Here is a 16,788-nt window from a genome sequence, read left to right on the forward strand (position 1 = left end):
TTACACCTCGTTTTCCACCAGGCGCTGCAGCGCCGCCTGGCTGTGCGGGAGATCCGCGGCCTTGGCCACGTCCTGTCCCAGGAATTCCATGATTTCCGGCCAGCGTTCCAGGGCTTCGTCGGTGGCTGCGTCGTTGCCGCGCTGGTAGGCGCCGATGGCGATCAGGTCGCGGTTGGCCGAGTAGGCCGACACCAGCCGCTTGAGCTTGCGGATGCGCAGGCGCCACGGTTCGTCGGCGATTTCCGTGACCACGCGGCTGACGGACGATTCCACGTCGATGGCCGGGTACAGGCCGCTGTCCGCGACCCGGCGCGACAGCAGGATGTGGCCGTCGAGGATCGCGCGTGCGGCGTCTGCGATCGGATCCTGCGGATCGTCGCCTTCGGTCAGCACGGTGTAGAACGCGGTGATGGAGCCGCGCCCCTTGGCGCCGTTGCCGGCGCGTTCGACCAGCGCGGGCAGCTTGGCGAACACCGACGGCGGGTAGCCGCGCGTGGTCGGCGGTTCGCCCACCGACAGGCCGATCTCGCGCTGTGCCTGCGCGAAGCGGGTCAGCGAGTCCATCAGCAGCAGGACGTTCAGGCCCTGGTCGCGGAACCATTCGGCAATGGCGGTTGCACGGTAGGCGCCATGCAGGCGCGCCAGCGGTGGCCGGTCGGCCGGGCTGGCGACCACCACCGCGCGGCGCAGGCCTTCCTCGCCCAGCGTGGTTTCGACGAAATCGCGCACTTCGCGGCCGCGTTCGCCGATCAGCCCGACCACGATGACGTCGGCAGCGGTGTAGCGGGTCATCATGCCCAGCAGTGTCGATTTGCCGACGCCGGAGCCGGCGAACAGGCCGACACGCTGGCCACGGCCGATCGGCAGCAGTGCGTTGATGGCGCGCACGCCCACATCCAGTGGCTGGGTGATCGGCTCGCGCGCGAGTGGATTGATCGACACACCGGCCATGCCGACGTGGCCTTCGGCACGGATCGGGCCCTTCCCGTCCAGCGGCACGCCATCGCTGTCGATCACCCGGCCGAGCAGGCCTTCGCCCACTTCCACGCCGCCGCGCCGTGCCGACGGCACGACCCGCGCGTTGGGCAACAGGCCATGCAGTTCGGCGCTGGGCATCAGGTAGGTGCGCTCACCGGCGAAGCCGACCACTTCGGCATCCACCCAGCCACCGTCTACCACTTCGACCTTGCAGCTGGCCCCCAGCGGTGCTTCGCAGCCGACCGCTTCCAGGGTCAGCCCGACCGCACGGCGCAGCACGCCTTCGCGGATCAGGCCACGGCCGTGTGCGGTGTCCACGCGCAGCCCGTCCAGGCGACGGGCCAACCGTAGATTGCGGGCCAGGGCCCAGTCGGCCGCAGGCGGCGGCAGTGGCGTTTCGGCCGTCATGCGTTCGCTCCGGTCTGGCGGATCACTGCGTCCAGCGCGCCACGCAGGCGGGCTTCGAGAGTGCCGTCGATGCGCACGGCCTCGGCATGCACGCGCAGGTCGCCGCGGCTGAGGCTGGTGTCGGCCACCAGCCGCTGCTGCGGTGGCAGGGTTAGCAAAGGGGCGAGGGCAGCGATGTCGTCCGGGTGCAGGCGCACTTCCACTTCGCGCGTGCTGCCGCCGACCGCATCGATGGCTTCGCCGACCAGCTGTGCCAGCAGCGCCGGTTCGGCCTCGTAGGCGCGACCGACCAGGGCACCGGCGATGCGGACCGCCAGCTCTCCCAGCGCACCGACCACCTCGTTCTCCAGGCGGACCAGCGGGCGGCTGAAGTTGTCCAGGATGCCCTCGATCTGCGCGGCAAGCCGGCGCACCTCGGCCTGGCCCTGGCCATAGCCCTCCGCATGGCCGTGCTGGAAGCCTTCCTTCTCGGCACTGTCCTGGATGGCCTGTATCTCTTCCAGGGTCGGCAACTGCAGCGGCGGTTCCGGCTCGTGCTCCGGGTCCGGCCCGGCATGCCCGGACGCGTCCTCCTGTTCCAGCACGGGTTCCGGCTGGGCCAGCAGGTCGGGGGCGAGCCAGCGCACGACCGTACTCACAGCATGGCCTCCGCGCTGCCGCCGATGGTGATGGTGCCTTCATCGGCCATGCGCTTGACGATGGCCAGGATCTCGCGCTGCGCGCCTTCCACGTCGGACAGACGCACCGGCCCACGGGCCTCCATGTCCTCCAGCAGGATCTCGGCGGCACGCTGGGACATGTTGCGGGTGATCTTGTCGCGGACCTTGATGTCGGCGCCGCGCAGGGCCAGCCCCAGCCGCTCGCCGCTGACTTCACGCAGCACCAGCTGCATCTCGCGGTCGTCCAGATCGACCAGGTCGTCGAACACGAACATCAGGTCCTGGATGCGGCCACTCAACGGCGCGTCGATGCGTGCGATCTCGCCCAGGATCGCCTGGTCCTGGCCGCTGTCCATGAAGTTGAGGATGTTGGCCGCGCACTGCACGCCGCCGATGTTGGATGACTTCAGGTTCTGGTTGCCGGCGAACTGGCGCTCCATGATCTCGTTGAGTTCATTGAGTGCGTTCGGCGGAATGCCATCGAGGGTGGCGATGCGCAGCAGCACGTCCACGCGGGTGCGGTCGGGCAGCAGTTTCAGCGCATCGGCGGCCTGGTCGGTTTCCAGGTGGGCCATGACGATGGCGATGATCTGCGGGTGCTCGTTGCGGACCAGGTCGGCGACCGCGCGCGGATCCATCCACTTCAGCGCATCCAGGCCGGTGGTGTTGCGGCCCAGCAGGATGCGATCGATCAGGTTGCCGGCCTTCTCGCTGCCCAGTGCCTGCACCAGCATGTTGCGGATGTAGTCGTCCGACCCCACGCCCAGCGAGGTCTTGGAGCCCAGCTCCTGGCCGAACTGGTCCATCACCCGTTCCACCTGTTCGCGGGTGATATCGGACATGGTGGCCATCGCGATGCCGATCTTCTGGACTTCCTTGGGTTCCATGTGACGCAGCACTTCGGCCGCGTCCAGTTCACCCAGCGACAGCAGCAGCACGGCGGCGCGCTGCACTCCGGTCAGCGGTACCTCAGTCATTGGCCACCCAACCCTTGACCACCTGGGCCACGCGCTTGGAGTCGGTCTTCACGGCTTCACGGGCCATCCGCAGTCGTTCCTCGTAGGAGTCCACCGGCAGGGCCAGTGCCTCCGGTCCACCCAGGCCAGCGCGCTCGGCACCCAGGGCCGGCAGCGGGCTGCCATCGTCATCGACCAGCTGCACGTCAGCGGTATGCGGTTCCAGTGCCAGCGGGTCGTGCTTCTTCGCCTGGCCGGTGATGGCACGCAGCGCCGGACGCAGTACGCCGAACAGCAGCGCCAGCACCACAATGGCCCCCAGCAGCATGCGGCCGGCATCGTGCACCCACGGCAGCTCCCACCAGGCCGGGCCTTCCACCGGTGTGGTCTCGCGCACGAACGGGGCATTCATCACCGAGACCGTATCGCCCCGCTCGGCGCTGAAGCCGACGGCCTGCTTGACCAGCGCCTCGACGCGGGTCAGTTCGGCAGCCGACAGCGGCTGCGGGGTAAGTGCACCATTGGCGCCGGGGCGCGGCACGTTGTCCACCAGCACCGCCACCGACACGCGCTTGATGCGGCCGGCCGGCTGGCGGGTGTGCTGCAGCGTGCGGTCCAGCTCGTAGTTGCGCGTGGCGTTCTTGCTGCTTTCGCTCGGCGTCTGCGCGGTCTGTGGCGGCGCAGCCTGGCCCGGAGGCGTGTTGCTGGTTGCGCCAGGCACACCCTGCGGTCCGGGCGTGCTGGTGGTGTTCTCGCTCATCTGTTCGCTGCGCAGCTTGGCCGGCTCGCCGTTGTACAGCTCACGCGCTTCCTCGGTGACCGAGAAGTCCATGTCCACGCTGACTTCCGGATTGACGCGGCCCGGGCCGGTCATCGGTTCCAGCAACTCGCGGATGCGCTGGTTGAAGGAGGTCTCCTGCCGGCGGACCTGCTCGAACTGGGCGGCGTTGACCGCCGCTTCGCTGTTCGGGTCGCTGATGCTGAGCATGCGCCCGCTCTGGTCGACCACGGTCACCCGTTCCGGCGACAGGTCCGGAATGCTGGCGGCGACCATGTGCACGATCGCATCCACCTGGCTGCGTTCCAGCTGCTGGCCACCGCGCAGTTCCAGGGTCACCGAAGCACTGGCGACGTCGCGCTGGCGGGTGAAGGCACTGGGCTTGGGGATGGCCAGGTGCACGCGTGAATCACGCACCGGTCGCAGCGTATTGATGGTGCGCGACAGTTCGGTTTCCAGCGCGTGCTGGTAGCGCGCGCTTTCCACGAACTGGCTGACACCGAAGCCCGGGTCGCGCTCCATCAGCTCGAAGCCCAGCTTGCCGCTGTCGGTCAGGCCGGAGCCGGCCAGCTTCAGGCGGGCGTCATGCAGGTTCTTCTCCGGCACGGTGATGCCACCGGTTGCCGGGTCCAGGGCAAACGGGATCTGCGCTGCACGCAGCAGGTCGGTCGCTTCAGCGGTGGCCTTCTGGTCCAGGCCGGTATACAGCGGAACCATGCCGGGCTTCTGCGACCAGAAGAACACGAACAGGCCCGCCGCCACCGCCACTGCGATCATCGCCATCAGCCCCAGCCGACGGGTGATCTGCAGGCTCTGCAGGCGGTCGAACCATTGCCCCGCCTTCTCGGCGTTCAGGCTGTCCTTGGAAAGCGTCAGTGCCATGCGTCAAGTTCCTTACAGCGGCATGTTCATCACGTCCTGGTAGGCCTGGACGAGACGGTTGCGGACTTCCACGGTGGCGCGGAAGGCGATCTGGGATTGCTGCGAGGCGACCATCACCTTGGCCAGGTCGGCGCCGGGTTCGCCCATCTCGAACGCCTTGGCCAGCGCGCCGGACGTCTGCTGCGCATTGTTGACGCCGGCAATCGCACCGCGCAGGGTCTCGGTGAAGCTGGCCGGCTGCACCTGCGGCGCATCCAGCACCGCACCAGGAAGGGCATTGCTGCGCGGCGCTTCAGCCAGCGGATTGAGCACCGGCTGTCCCATCTGGGATTGGTAGGTGCGGATCTGCGAAAGGATCGAAGTGACGGAGTGGGACATCTGCAACGGTTCCAGGAACAGGGATGGGGAATCTGCAGAGATCACTGCAAGTGCCGTGCCGGAACGCCTGAGTGGTTCAGAAACGTGACGGAAGTTTGCGTTCGGCGGAGGACGGGCGAGCTGGCGTGCCGATACGCTGTCGTCATCTGCCGGTGTCAGTGAACCGGCGTCGGTTTTTTGGCCTTGCCGGCGGCCGCCGGATACACGAACGCCCGGGCAAGCCCAGGCGTCCGTGCCCCCTTCATGCTGGCGATCACGCTCAGCTGGCCAGTTCGGCCTGCTCGCGTTCGATGCCGTACTTGCGCAGTTTTTCCACCAAAGTGGTGCGGCGCAGGCCCAGCAGCTGCGCGGCGTGGGCGACCACCCCCTGCGTCCGCTCCAGCGCTTCATTGATCAGGCCCAGCTCGATGCTGGCCATGTGGTTGCGCAGGTCCAGGCCGTCGTCGGGCAGGGCCGTGGCAGCCGCAGCGCGGTTGACCGCGATGCCGTGCTCCAGCGACGGCTGGCCGCCGCTGCCGGGGGTGTGGAAGGAGAAGCTGCGCAGGTCCAATCGCTCTTCGCTGGGTGCTGCCGGTACCGCCGCCGGGGTGCTGACGGGGGCCAGCAGGGCGTCGCCCCGGTAGCGCGCGGGAAGGTCCTGCACGCGGACCGAACCACCCGGATGCAGCACCGCCAGGCGTTCGACCAGATTGGTCAGCTCGCGTACGTTGCCTGGCCATTCGTAGCCCGCCAGCGCCTGCAGGGCTTCGGCAGTGAAACGGACTTCGCCGCGGCCGGTGCGCGCCAGCTGCGCGGCAATGGTTTCCACCAGTGCCGGCAGATCCTCGCGCCGTTCGCGCAGGGCCGGCACGTCGATCGGGAACACATTGAGGCGGTAGAACAGGTCTTCGCGGAACTTGCCGTCGGCGATCCGGCTCTCCAGATCGCGGTGGGTCGCTGCGATCACCCGCACGTTGCAGCGGATGGTCTGGTTGCCGCCGACACGCTCGAAGCTGCGCTCCTGCAGCACGCGCAGCAGCTTGACCTGCATCGGCAGGCTCATGTCGCCGATCTCATCCAGCAGCAGGGTGCCGCCCTCCGCCATTTCGAAGCGGCCCTTGCGCGCGGTCAGCGCGCCGGTAAAGGCACCCTTCTCGTGGCCGAACAGTTCGCTCTCGAGCAGGTCGGCTGGAATGGCGCCACAGTTGATCGCCACGAACGGTCCGTCACGGCGCGGCGAGCGCTGGTGGATGGCGCGCGAGACCACTTCCTTGCCGGTGCCCGACTCGCCCAGCACCAGGACGGTGGTGTCGAATGCCGCGACCTGGTCGATCATCGTGCGCAGCGCGCTCACAGCGGCACCATTGCCGGTGGGTCCCTGCTCCTGCACGGCGCCCGCCTGGTGCTCGGCATCCAGGCGCTTGAGGCTGGCACGGCGCAGCAGGGCTTCCATCTGCGCATGGCGCAGCGGCGTCTCCAGCGGCCAGATGTTGGCTTCATGCAGGCCGTGGCGGTGGGCGAAGGCACTGGCCTCGCCATCGGCCAGCAGCACCGGCGGCGGCAGGCTGCTGCCACCCAGCCATGCGTAGAGGGCGGTGCTGGCGGCGCTGTCGTCGAGGCTGCCGACGATCACCGCCATCCAGTCGCTCTGGCGCTGCCGGCCAAGGTCGAAATCGGCCGCGTCGGAAACCCAGCGCGGATTGAAGTCCATGAATTCCAGCAGGGCAACGGTGCGTTCGGCACGCACGGCGTCGTTGTCCAGCACCAGGATGCGCGACTCGCTCACGATCGATCCTCCCTGAGGCCTTCCAGGATTGGCATCACTTCCTGGATGTAGGACAGCTTGCTGACGAAATTGTCGGCGCCGGCACGCAGTGCATGCTCGCGGTGCTCGGCGTCATCGAAGTGGCTGGCGATGACGATGTACGGGGCGTCATCCTGCGACTTGATCAGGCGGGTCGCCTGCAGGCCGCCCATTTCCGGCATTGCCAGGTCCATCAGCACCACCTGCGGGCGCAGGGTCTCCGAGCGCTCGATCGCTTCCAGGCCGTTGCCGGCACTGCCGACGATCTGCAGCCAGTCGATCTTGCGGAAATGGCGCATCGCTGCGTTGATGAAACCTTCGTGGTCGTCGACCAGCAGGACCGTGAGCGTGTTCATGTCCAACATCCTTTTCAGCCCACCCGGGCCAGCTGCGGTTGCCTGGCGCTGAGCCGGCGCCGTTCGCGGGCCGGGGCGATATCCAGTTGTTCTCGGTATTTTGCGACGGTTCGGCGGGCAATGTTCACCCCCTGGCGCGAAAGCAGGGCGGCGATGGCCTCGTCGGCCAGCGGCCGACCGGCCGGCTCGGCATCGATCAGGCGGCGCACCATGGCCTTCACCGCCTGGCCGGAGACGCTGGCGCCTTCCAGGCGCACCGCGAAGAAGTGCTTCAGCTCGAAGGTGCCACGCGGCGTCTGCAGGTACTTGCCGGTGGTGATGCGCGAGACGGTGGACTCGTGCATGCCGATCTCCTCCGCCACTTCCTTAAGCGTCAGCGGCGCCATCGCTTCCTCGCCCCGGACCAGGAACGCGGCCTGGCGCTCGACGATCACCCGCGCGGTACGCAGCAGGGTGTCATAGCGCATCGACAGGCCACGGCTGAACCAGCGCGCTTCCTGCAGCATCTCGCGCAGCGCCGGTGCAGCCTCGTTGCTGTCGGCCAGCGCCTGTTCGTACTGCGTGTTGATCGATACGCGGCGGCTGGTCGCCGGATTGAGGGCCACTTTCCACTGGCCGTCGGCGTGCCAGGCGACCACGTCCGGTACCACCACGGCATTGCGTTCCGGCAGCAGGTTGTCACCCGGGCGGGGTTGCAGCGAGAGGATCAGTCGCACTGCTTCGCGCACGTCACCGATCTCGGCGTCATGCAGGCGGGCGAGGGCGGGGTAGTCGTGCGCGGCCAGCGGCTCGAGCGCGCCCGCAAGGATGCGGGTAGCCAGATGCCGCGCAGGAACCACGCCGTCCAGGCTGCGCAGCTGGGCCTGCAGGCTTTCGCGAAGGTCCCGCGCGGCCATGCCGGCGGGCTCGCCATGCAGCAGGCGCTGGCGGACCGCTTCCACGCCATCGGCAGCGATGTCGAACTGGGCGCTGGCCAGCAGCTGCAGCTGTGCCAGCGGTGCCTGCAGATAGCCGGCGTCATCGCAATGCTCGAGCCAGAAGGCGGCGACCGCCAGCTCGCGGTCGTCCAGGTCCAGTGCCAGCCGCTGCAGCACGCGCAGCTGCGGATCACTCGATTCGCCCGCCGCGATGCGTGCCATCCGGTCGTCGTCGCCGTCCTGCCAGCTGGCGCCGGCAACGTCCCACATCGAGGATTCCGGCAGCTCGTCGAACGCCGCGGTTTCCAGCGTGGTGGCGCCGGCGTCGCCGGGTTCGGGTGCAGGTGCTTCGGCATCCTCGATCTCCAGCATCGGGTTGGAGTCGAGCAGGCGCTGTATTTCCTGTTCCAGATGCAGCCCGTCCAGCTGCAGCAGCCGGATCGACTGCAGCAGCTGCGGGGTGAGGTGAAGTTGTTGGCCCAGCTGGGCCGAGAGTGCAGCCTTCATCGTGGTTCCCCGGCGCCGCTCCCCGACGCCTTGTGGAACGCATCTTGCTTCTGATCCGGCAGGTGCGGAATCAGGGGGTTCCTGAGGTGGTTGGTGAATTACCCGACAGCGTGTAGGGGTTTTCCCGACATCGGCGCGGGATGTTGACGTTTCCCGGTCGCAAGCCATTGATTTCCCGTTGCGCACGCGGTCGGGGCGTCGTGCCGGCGTGTACGGGATTCCGTCAGTGCCTGTGGGGGTGACGGGAACCCGTCATCCGGATGGCGCGGTCACTCCAGCTCGTGCTGGTGGCGGGCGGCGAGCAGCAGCAGGTCGTTGGCGCGGCGGCACCCCAGCGACTCCATCATGCGCGCGCGGTGGGTTTCCACGGTCTTGACGCTGATGCCGAGGTCGGCGGCGATTTCCTTGTTGCTTTCGCCTTTGCCGATGCGGCGCAGGATCTCGCGCTGGCGGGGTGACAGCGCGGCGATGCCGGTGGGCTTCTCGCGGCCCAGCATGGGCGCCAGCATCTTCGCCGAGATCTGCGGGCTCAGGAACACCTGGCCTGCGTGTGCAGCGCGCAGCGCCAGTTCCAGTTCCTGCGGAGCGGCATCCTTGACCACGAAGCCGACGGCACCGCGATCCAGTGCGTCGCGCACGTGGGCGGCATCATCGTGCATGGTCATCATCACCACCCGGGTGCCGGGTGCGCGCATGCGGATGTCGCTGAGTGCTTCCAGGCCGGTGCGTCCGGGCAGGGACAGATCCATCAGCACCACGTCCGGCGCGTGCTGCAGGGCCAGTTGCAGCGCCTGCTCGGCGTTGCTGGCCTCGGCCACGAGCTGCACGTCGGCAAACCCCTGCAGCAGCCGCGCCAGGCCGGCGCGGACCAGGGTGTGATCGTCGACGATGAGAACTCGCACAGGCACGCTGGAGGTCCGGGAGGGGAGTCCACCTTAACTTAGCTGAACGGGCGAGCCAAGCGTCGTCCGTTGCGGGCGGGCGTGCCAGGGTTCAGCGCGCCCGCCTTGCTTCGGCGACCTGACGTCTGTGCAGGCGGAACAGATGCCGCTCCATGGCCATTTCCAGCCCGTCGCCGAGGCGATGGAAACGCAGCCAGAGATAGTGGCCTCCGCTGCCATCGGCGGCCTCGGCAACCACTTCCACCGGCAGATCGATATGGTCGGGCAGCCAGTCGCTGGGCTGCACGCGGACCACGCCGGCCTGGCCCGGGGCCGCGCCACTGCGGGGCCCCAGCTGCAGGCGGATGCCGCGCCGGGACCAGCGCACCGGGCGCAGGGTCAATGCCGGGCCCTGCTGGCGCACGAGCCGGCCCAGCAGCACCATGGCCAGATCCAGCTTGGCTTCCAGCCGCTGCAGCGGAAGGCTGGCCTCGCTGCGCTCGTCGTGTTCATCGACACGGCTGTCCTCGACCAGCGCCAGGCTGCGCAGCAGGCCTTCGGCGCTGCTGGTACGTCCCGCCGCATTGCCGGCCTGGAACTCGACCGGCAGCGCCAGTTCGCAGCTGAGCGTCTCGTCGAACAGCTCGCTTTCGGCCGGGTGATGCAGCGACGTGGTCGGCAGGAGGGTCATGCCAGCGATTCTGCCTGCAGGTACGCGTGCGCGGCGCGAAGGGAGCGCCGTCCATCGTGCAGCTGCACGGCCACCGCGTCGCGGCGATGGCGCAGCAGGGTGAGCAGGCTCTGCTGGCGTTCGAACAGCGCGGTCAGGGGCGCATGGTCGGCGGCCGCCAGCGGTTGGCTCAACAGCGCGTGCAGCTTGCTGTCATGGCCTTCGAGCAGGCTGTCGGCGGTGTCGAAGGCATCTTCACCCAGCGCCTTCTCGAAAGCATCCAGCTGCGCATGCAGTGCCTGCAGGCTCATGGTGCCACCGCTGCCGTACGGCGCTGCTCGTGCGGAATTGCGTTCCAGGCGCTGTCGATCTCGCCCAGCAGCTGCAGCGATTCGTCCAGGGCGGCGCGGTCGTTGTGCAGGTTGGCCTCGGTCAGGCGCTGCAGCACGTAGTCGTAGAGGGACGAAAGATTGCCGGCAATCTCGCCGCCGGCCTCATGGTCCAGCGAGCCGTTGAGGTGGCCGACGATGGCGCAGACCTCGCCGATCGCCTTGCCCTTGCCGGCATGGTCGCCGCGCTCGAGGCTGGCCAGCGCGCGCCGCACGCGCTCCAGCGCGCCCGCCAGCAACAGGGCCACCAGCTTGTGCGGATCGGCATCGGTGACCGCACTGGTCACACCCACCTGGCGGTACTGCTCGGCGTACTGACGGCTGGAACCGTACATTCGTGATTCTCCTTGCGCTGGGTGCTGCAGCAGGATCGTGACGATCACTGCCGGCAGTACCGCGATGATTGCTGTTGCGTCCGTTATCGGTGCGTTCGGCACCAAACTTGAGTGCCGCGCGCGTCGTCCGTCAACCGTTCAACTGCGCCAGCTGCTGCTGCAGCGCCGAACTGCTCTGCTGCAGCTTGCCCATCAGGCTGTCCAGTGCGAGGAACTGCTTCTTGTACCGTGCCTCCACGCCGACCATGCGGGTATCCAGGTCCTTGCGGCGCTTGTCGATGCTGTCCAGGGTGTTGTTCAGGCCCTTGGTGCGGGCAACGAACGCACCCTCCTTGCCGACCGTCGTGCTCACGTAGCCGTCGACCAGCGAGTACAGCTGGCCCGCACCGCCGGCATCGCCGGTGATCGCCTGGCGGATCTTCTCCGGCTGGCTGGCAAGCGCGGCAGCGAACTTGGTGGTATCAAGCACCAGGCTGCCATCGGCATTGGGGTAGCCACGGGTCTGCAGGCCGATGGCCTTGGCGTCCAGGCCATCGCCGGACAACGACTTGAGCACGCCCGACATCACCGAGCGCAGCTGGCTGGCGGCGCCGCGCATCTGTGCGTCGCCGGTGAGGGCTGCCGCTTCCTTGGTCTTGGCGTCGTACTTGGTTTCGGTGTTGATGGCGGCGATGGCCGCGTTGTACGCGGTCACGAAATCCTGCATCACCTTGGTCGCCGCGGCCGTGTCGGTGCTGATCGTGACCGTGCTCTGTCCTTCCTTCTTCAGGTTCAGGGTCAGGCCCGGCACGGCGTCGGCCACGGTGTTGCTGGCGCTCACCACTTCAACGCCATCGATGGTCAGTTTGGCATCGGCGGCCGCGGTGTTCTGCTTCAGGCTGCCGACCAGCGCTCCCAACTTCGGGTCGCTGCCGGCGTATTCGAGCTTGATCGCGTTTGCCGCGCCGGTCTTTTCCTGTGCGATCGACAGGTACTGGTTGTCGCCGGAGCTGATCAGGGTGGCCTGCACGCCTTCCTTGCGGCCGGCGGCGTCGATCTTGTTGCGGATCGTGGTCAGCGTGTCGCCTTCCTCGACCTCCACGTTCATGGTCTTGGCCTTGTCGCCGACGCCGACGGTCAACGTCAAGGTTCCGGCGGCGAACGTATCGGTCTTGGGCACGGAGGTGTCGGCGATCAGCTTGTGTGCGGTCGCCAGCGACTTGACGTCGATGATGTGCGTGCCATTGGACGCTGCCGCCTTGGTGGTGCCGACGTCATACAGCGCCACGCTGGCCGTCAGGATCTCGTCGGTACCGCCGCTGCCGCCCTTGCTGGCGGTGACCGTGCGGGTGTCGAAGGCCGTGGTGGCCTTCAGTGCAGTGAGTGCGGTCTTCAGCTTGTCGAAGGCCGCGGTGACGGTGCCGATCGACGACAGCTGCATCTTGGTCTTGGACTGCTGCAGGTTCAGCGCATTGTCGGCGGGCTTGCGGTCGGCCGCGACCAGCTGGCTGACGATGCTGGAGATGTCCAGGCCCGAGCCGATGCCACCGTATCCAAAGTCTGCCACGTCGTTTCTCCTGGTAATCCGGGCGCCGCGCTGCGGCCGCCCGTCGTCAACGAAAATAGCGGCCTGCGCCGCTGGGTCTTGAGGACTTCGTTGATGCATGCGCCGTGCCAGTGCCGGACGGCAGGTTTGGCATGCAGGTTGCAGGAGTGACGGGGCAGGGTGCGGTCGGGACGACGCAGGCTGCCGGGAGTCTGCAAAAAACCCTCCCCCAAAGCAGGGGAGGGATCAGGCTACTGACAATCGGGGGGAGACGAAGCCGCCCGGTGCGTACAGTCAAAGGTACAGCGCTGAAACAGAGGTCCGCAGGGGCGGGCGATGCCAAGCCGGTTCGGGAAGCGTCCCGGGCCGGGCATGGCCCGCGCCTGCGTGCGCCGTGGCTGTCGGGTTGCCGCTGCCGCCGGTTCGACCGGCGGCAGCGGTACCTTCTTGCCATGGATCAGCGCAGCAGGCTGAGCACGCCCTGCGGTACCTGGTTGGCCTGGGCCAGCATGGCCGTACCGGCCTGCTGCAGGATCTGGGTACGGGTCAGTTCAGCGGTTTCCTTGGCGAAGTCGGTGTCCTTGATGCGGCTGCGCGACGCGGACAGGTTCTCCGTCGAGGTCTGCAGGTTGGCAACCACCGAGGTGAAGCGGTTCTGGATCGCACCCAGATCGGCGCGGGTGTTGTTGATCGAACCCAGTGCCTTGTCGACCACTTCCAGCGCCTGCTGGGCGCCGAGCACGGTGCTCACGTCCAGCTTCTGCACGCTGGCATCGGTGGCGGTGCCAGGGGCGTAGGCCGCGACTGCAGTCTTTGCACTCCACACGCCGGTTGCGGCCGTCAGGTCGCTGCGCTCCAGCGCGATGTCGGCGGCAACGACATCCTTGCCTTCCTTCACCGAGCTCAGCTTCAGGGTGCCGTTGCTGTTGGCTTCTGCGTAAATGCCGGCTTCACCGATCTTGGCGTTGATGGCGGTGGCCACGGCCTTGGCGGCCTCTTCGGTGGTCGCGCCGGCCTTGATCTCGACGGTGCCGATATCCACGTCCATCACGGTACCGGTGATGCGTGCGCCGTCGCCGCCCGCTGCCAGGGCAGCCGTAGTGCCGGTGGCGAAGGTCGCGGTGCCCAGCGATTCGGTCTTGGCGTCCACCACCTTGTCGATGGCGATGGCCTGGCCGGCGTTGGCGCCGACCTGGAACAGCTGGCTGGAGAACGAGCCGTCCAGCAGCTTGGTGCCGTTGAACTCGGACTGCTTGGCGACGCGGTCGATTTCGCTGACCAGCTGGGTCACTTCAGCCTGCAGGGCCTTGCGGTCGCTGGCCGAGTTGGTGGCGTTGGACGACTGCACCGACAGCTCACGGATGCGCTGCAGGTTGTTGCCGATCTCGGTCAGCGAACCTTCGGCGACCTGGGCCAGCGAGATGCCGTCGTTGGCATTGCGGATGGCCACGTCGGTGCCGCGGATCTGGGTGCCGAAGCGCTCGGAGATCGCAAGGCCGGCGGCGTCGTCCTTGGCGCTGTTGATGCGCGAGCCCGAGGACAGGCGCTGGATGGTGGTGGCCAGCGAGGCGCCGCTGGTGCTCAGATTGCGCTGAGCATTCAGCGACATCGTATTGGTGTTGATGACTTGTGCCATGGTGCATTTCCTTTGGCGGAGGTGGTGCGTGGTTCAGGGTCCGGGCGCCGGCCTGGCCGGCGCCCGGGAGTCGATCACGGTGCGGATCAGCGCAGCAGGCTGAGCACGCCCTGCGGTACCTGGTTGGCCTGGGCCAGCATGGCCGTACCGGCCTGCTGCAGGATCTGGGTACGGGTCAGTTCAGCGGTCTCCTTGGCGAAGTCGGTGTCCTTGATGCGGCTGCGCGAGGCGGACAGGTTCTCCGTCGAGGTCTGCAGGTTGGCGACCACCGAGGTGAAGCGGTTCTGGATCGCACCCAGGTCGGCGCGGGTGTTGTTGATCGAACCCAGTGCCTTGTCGACCACTTCCAGCGCCTGCTGGGCACCCTTCACGGTGCTGATGTCGACGTCCTTCAGCAGCTTGCCCGCTGCGGCGCTGGGGCTGGCGGTGGCGGCATCGCTGTCGAACCCGGCGACGCCGGTGCTGGCGCCCGCGGTAGCCGACATGGCGACGAACTTGCCGTCCTTGTCGACGCTTTCCTTCACCGAGGTCAGGTTGATCTTGCCGGCGGTGGTGCCGTCGAGTTCGGCGTAGACGCCGGTCTCACCGATCTTGGCGTTGATCGCGGTCACGGTCGCCGCGGCCAGGGCAGCCTGGTCCTTGGCGGCGTCGCCGGTGGAGGTGATCTTGACGTCGGCGATCTTGATCGCCGAGGTCAGGCTGCCGCCACCGATGGTCAGGCCGGAATAGGTGATTTCCTTGCCGGCATCGGCTGCCAACGAGCCACCTTCTTCGATCGTGATCGAGTTGGAGTCGAAGACGGCATTGCCCAGCGCGTCGGCCTTGGCATCGACCACCTTGTCGATGGCGATGGCCTGGCCGGCATTGGCACCGACCTGGAACAGCTGGCTGGAGAACGAGCCGTCCAGCAGCTTGGTGCCGTTGAACTCGGACTGCTTGGCGACGCGGTCGATTTCGCTGACCAGCTGGGTCACTTCGGCCTGCAGCGCCTTGCGGTCACTGGCCGAGTTGGTGGCATTGGCGGCCTGCACCGACAGCTCGCGGACGCGCTGCAGGTTGTTGCCGATCTCGGTCAACGAGCCTTCGGCGACCTGGGCCAGCGAGATGCCGTCGTTGGCATTGCGGATGGCCACATCGGTGCCGCGGATCTGGGTGCCGAAGCGCTCGGAGATCGCCAGGCCAGCGGCGTCGTCCTTGGCGCTGTTGATGCGCGAACCGGAGGACAGGCGCTGGATGGTGGTGGCCAGCGAGCTGCCGCTGGTGCTCAGGTTACGCTGAGCATTCAACGACATCGTGTTGGTGTTGATGACTTGTGCCATGAGGAGAGGTCCTTGAGCGGTTGCACGTGAGTTGGGTCAGACGCCCCCGACGTGCCCCGGGAGCGGCTCATGTCAGCGCTGCAACAGGCTGAGCACGTTCTGCGGCACCTGGTTGGCCTGGGCCAGCATGGCCGTGCCGGCCTGCTGCAGGATCTGGGTGCGGGTCAGTTCGGCGGTTTCCTTGGCGAAGTCGGTATCGCGGATGCGGCTGCGCGAGGCCGACAGGTTTTCGGAAGAGGTCTGCAGGTTGGCGACCACCGAGGTGAAGCGGTTCTGGATCGCGCCCAGGTCGGCGCGGACGCTGTTGACCGATTCCAGGGCCTTGTCGACGATCTCCAGGGCCTGCTGGGCGCCGGCGACGGTATCGATCTTGATGTCGGCGACGTGGGCGGCAGCGGTGCCGGCGGCGGGGGCGTTCAGATCGGTTGCGGTGGCGGTCGGCCCCATCTTCACGGTCACACCGGCCACGGTGTTGTCGGCCTTGACCGAGGTCAGGGTGACTTCGCCCGCGGTGGTGGACTGCGCGGCATGCAGGCCGGTTTCGCCGATCTTGCCGTTCAGGGCAGCAGCCAGCGCCTTGGTGGCGTTGTCCTGGTTGACCTTGCGCACCGCAGCGATCTCGGCCGCGGTGGCCGGCGCGCCTGGCGGGGTGGTGTAGTCGAACGTGACGTCGCCGATGCTGACGTCGCCCACCGTGATGTTGGCCAGCGTACCGGCGGCGGCATCGACGGCTGCGTCATCCAGGGTGGCGCTGCCAGCGTTGACGAAGGTCGTCGCGCCCAGCGAGTTGGCCTTGGCGTCGACCACGCTGTTGATGGCGATGGCCTGGCCGGCGTTGGCACCCACCTGGAACAGCTGGCTGGTGAAGCTGCCGTCGAGCAGCTTGGTGCCGTTGAAGTCGCTCTGCTTGGCGACGCGGTCGATTTCGCTGACCAGCTGGGTCACTTCGGCCTGCAGCGCCTTGCGGTCGCTGCTGGAGTTGGTGGCATTGGAGGCCTGCACGGCCAGTTCGCGGATGCGCTGCAGGTTGTTGCCGACTTCGCTCAGCGAACCTTCGGCGACCTGGGCCAGCGAGATGCCGTCGTTGGCGTTGCGGATGGCCACGTCCAGGCCGCGGATCTGGGTGCTGAAACGCTCCGAGATCGCCAGGCCGGCGGCGTCGTCCTTCGCGCTGTTGATGCGCAGGCCGGACGAGAGGCGCTGGATGGTGGTGGCCAGCGAGTTGCCGCTGGTGCTCAGGTTGCGCTGAGCGTTGAGCGACATCGTATTGGTGTTGATTACCTGTGCCATGGGGTCGTCTCCTCTTATTTGGAACCCGTAGGTGAATGGAACGAAGCGCCGCCTGTTTTTTGTTTGGCTGTGTGCTTCGCCGTTGCCAAATGAATAACGGCGCTTTGTCAACAACCTTTAGGCGTGAATTCCGATGAACCG

16 protein-coding genes are annotated in these 16,788 nt (G+C 67.5%); all 16 read right to left on the reverse strand.

Going from position 1 to position 16,788, the window contains the following annotated elements:
* Positions 1-1,386, reverse strand: coding sequence for a FliI/YscN family ATPase (locus ABE543_RS02315; RefSeq protein WP_053519597.1), 1,386 nt, complete (start codon positions 1,384-1,386; stop codon positions 1-3).
* Positions 1,383-2,024 carry a FliH/SctL family protein gene (locus ABE543_RS02320; RefSeq protein ID WP_053519596.1) on the reverse strand — a complete coding sequence of 214 codons (642 nt, stop codon included), beginning with the start codon at positions 2,022-2,024 and terminating at the stop codon, positions 1,383-1,385. The genes ABE543_RS02315 and ABE543_RS02320 overlap by 4 nt, the downstream gene beginning before the upstream one ends.
* The gene (fliG, locus tag ABE543_RS02325) at positions 2,021-3,007 is read right to left on the reverse strand and encodes a flagellar motor switch protein FliG (RefSeq protein WP_053519595.1); all 987 of its coding nucleotides are present in this window, start codon (positions 3,005-3,007) and stop codon (positions 2,021-2,023) included. The genes ABE543_RS02320 and fliG overlap by 4 nt, the downstream gene beginning before the upstream one ends.
* Positions 3,008-3,014: 7 nt before the next feature.
* The gene (gene fliF, locus ABE543_RS02330; RefSeq protein ID WP_065176166.1) at positions 3,015-4,661 is read right to left on the reverse strand and encodes a flagellar basal-body MS-ring/collar protein FliF; all 1,647 of its coding nucleotides are present in this window, start codon (positions 4,659-4,661) and stop codon (positions 3,015-3,017) included.
* A 12-nt stretch (positions 4,662-4,673) separates the two neighbouring features.
* On the reverse strand, positions 4,674-5,039 hold the full coding sequence (gene fliE, locus ABE543_RS02335; RefSeq protein WP_053519593.1) for a flagellar hook-basal body complex protein FliE: 366 nt from the start codon (positions 5,037-5,039) through the stop codon (positions 4,674-4,676).
* A gap of 259 nt (positions 5,040-5,298) precedes the next feature.
* Positions 5,299-6,804, reverse strand: coding sequence for a sigma-54 dependent transcriptional regulator (locus tag ABE543_RS02340; RefSeq protein ID WP_053519592.1), 1,506 nt, complete (start codon positions 6,802-6,804; stop codon positions 5,299-5,301).
* The gene (locus ABE543_RS02345; RefSeq protein WP_053519591.1) at positions 6,801-7,178 is read right to left on the reverse strand and encodes a response regulator transcription factor; all 378 of its coding nucleotides are present in this window, start codon (positions 7,176-7,178) and stop codon (positions 6,801-6,803) included. Before ABE543_RS02345 ends, ABE543_RS02340 begins: the two co-directional genes overlap by 4 nt.
* Positions 7,179-7,192: 14 nt before the next feature.
* Complete coding sequence (rpoN, locus tag ABE543_RS02350) at positions 7,193-8,602, reverse strand: RNA polymerase factor sigma-54 (RefSeq protein WP_053519590.1); 1,410 nt, start codon at positions 8,600-8,602, stop codon at positions 7,193-7,195.
* Positions 8,603-8,871: 269 nt separating this feature from the next.
* Entirely contained in the window at positions 8,872-9,504 is a 633-nt protein-coding gene (locus ABE543_RS02355) for a response regulator transcription factor (protein WP_053519589.1), read from the reverse strand.
* 91 nt (positions 9,505-9,595) lie between these two features.
* On the reverse strand, positions 9,596-10,174 hold the full coding sequence (locus ABE543_RS02360) for a PilZ domain-containing protein (RefSeq protein ID WP_053519588.1): 579 nt from the start codon (positions 10,172-10,174) through the stop codon (positions 9,596-9,598).
* Positions 10,171-10,464, reverse strand: coding sequence for a hypothetical protein (locus tag ABE543_RS02365; RefSeq protein ID WP_053519587.1), 294 nt, complete (start codon positions 10,462-10,464; stop codon positions 10,171-10,173). The genes ABE543_RS02360 and ABE543_RS02365 overlap by 4 nt, the downstream gene beginning before the upstream one ends.
* Positions 10,461-10,877, reverse strand: coding sequence for a flagellar export chaperone FliS (gene fliS / locus ABE543_RS02370; RefSeq protein ID WP_053519586.1), 417 nt, complete (start codon positions 10,875-10,877; stop codon positions 10,461-10,463). Before fliS ends, ABE543_RS02365 begins: the two co-directional genes overlap by 4 nt.
* A 130-nt stretch (positions 10,878-11,007) precedes the next feature.
* On the reverse strand, positions 11,008-12,423 hold the full coding sequence (fliD, locus tag ABE543_RS02375; RefSeq protein WP_053519585.1) for a flagellar filament capping protein FliD: 1,416 nt from the start codon (positions 12,421-12,423) through the stop codon (positions 11,008-11,010).
* Between the two features lie 436 nt (positions 12,424-12,859).
* The gene (locus tag ABE543_RS02380; protein ID WP_322522758.1) at positions 12,860-14,038 is read right to left on the reverse strand and encodes a flagellin; all 1,179 of its coding nucleotides are present in this window, start codon (positions 14,036-14,038) and stop codon (positions 12,860-12,862) included.
* An 86-nt stretch (positions 14,039-14,124) separates the two neighbouring features.
* Complete coding sequence (locus tag ABE543_RS02385) at positions 14,125-15,357, reverse strand: flagellin (protein ID WP_263178186.1); 1,233 nt, start codon at positions 15,355-15,357, stop codon at positions 14,125-14,127.
* Positions 15,358-15,429: 72 nt separating this feature from the next.
* Positions 15,430-16,647 carry a flagellin gene (locus ABE543_RS02390; protein ID WP_346475240.1) on the reverse strand — a complete coding sequence of 406 codons (1,218 nt, stop codon included), beginning with the start codon at positions 16,645-16,647 and terminating at the stop codon, positions 15,430-15,432.
* Between the last annotated feature and the right edge of the window lie 141 nt (positions 16,648-16,788).

Origin of the sequence: Stenotrophomonas sp. TWI169, from assembly GCF_039674705.1 — a bacterium.
Taxonomy (GTDB): Bacteria; Pseudomonadota; Gammaproteobacteria; order Xanthomonadales; family Xanthomonadaceae; genus Stenotrophomonas; species Stenotrophomonas maltophilia_P.

What these genes read in the sequence shown, in the direction of transcription:
- ABE543_RS02385 (WP_263178186.1), bottom strand. Translation starts at nt 15,357, where the DNA reads ATGGCACAAGTCATCAACACCAACACGATGTCGTTGAATGCTCAGCGT.
- ABE543_RS02315 (WP_053519597.1), bottom strand. Translation starts at nt 1,386, where the DNA reads ATGACGGCCGAAACGCCACTGCCGCCGCCTGCGGCCGACTGGGCCCTG.
- rpoN (WP_053519590.1), bottom strand. Translation starts at nt 8,602, where the DNA reads ATGAAGGCTGCACTCTCGGCCCAGCTGGGCCAACAACTTCACCTCACC.
- fliS (WP_053519586.1), bottom strand. Translation starts at nt 10,877, where the DNA reads ATGTACGGTTCCAGCCGTCAGTACGCCGAGCAGTACCGCCAGGTGGGT.
- ABE543_RS02390 (WP_346475240.1), bottom strand. Translation starts at nt 16,647, where the DNA reads ATGGCACAGGTAATCAACACCAATACGATGTCGCTCAACGCTCAGCGC.
- ABE543_RS02360 (WP_053519588.1), bottom strand. Translation starts at nt 10,174, where the DNA reads ATGACCCTCCTGCCGACCACGTCGCTGCATCACCCGGCCGAAAGCGAG.
- ABE543_RS02345 (WP_053519591.1), bottom strand. Translation starts at nt 7,178, where the DNA reads ATGAACACGCTCACGGTCCTGCTGGTCGACGACCACGAAGGTTTCATC.
- ABE543_RS02365 (WP_053519587.1), bottom strand. Translation starts at nt 10,464, where the DNA reads ATGAGCCTGCAGGCACTGCATGCGCAGCTGGATGCTTTCGAGAAGGCG.
- fliE (WP_053519593.1), bottom strand. Translation starts at nt 5,039, where the DNA reads ATGTCCCACTCCGTCACTTCGATCCTTTCGCAGATCCGCACCTACCAA.
- ABE543_RS02380 (WP_322522758.1), bottom strand. Translation starts at nt 14,038, where the DNA reads ATGGCACAAGTCATCAACACCAATACGATGTCGCTGAATGCTCAGCGC.
- fliF (WP_065176166.1), bottom strand. Translation starts at nt 4,661, where the DNA reads ATGGCACTGACGCTTTCCAAGGACAGCCTGAACGCCGAGAAGGCGGGG.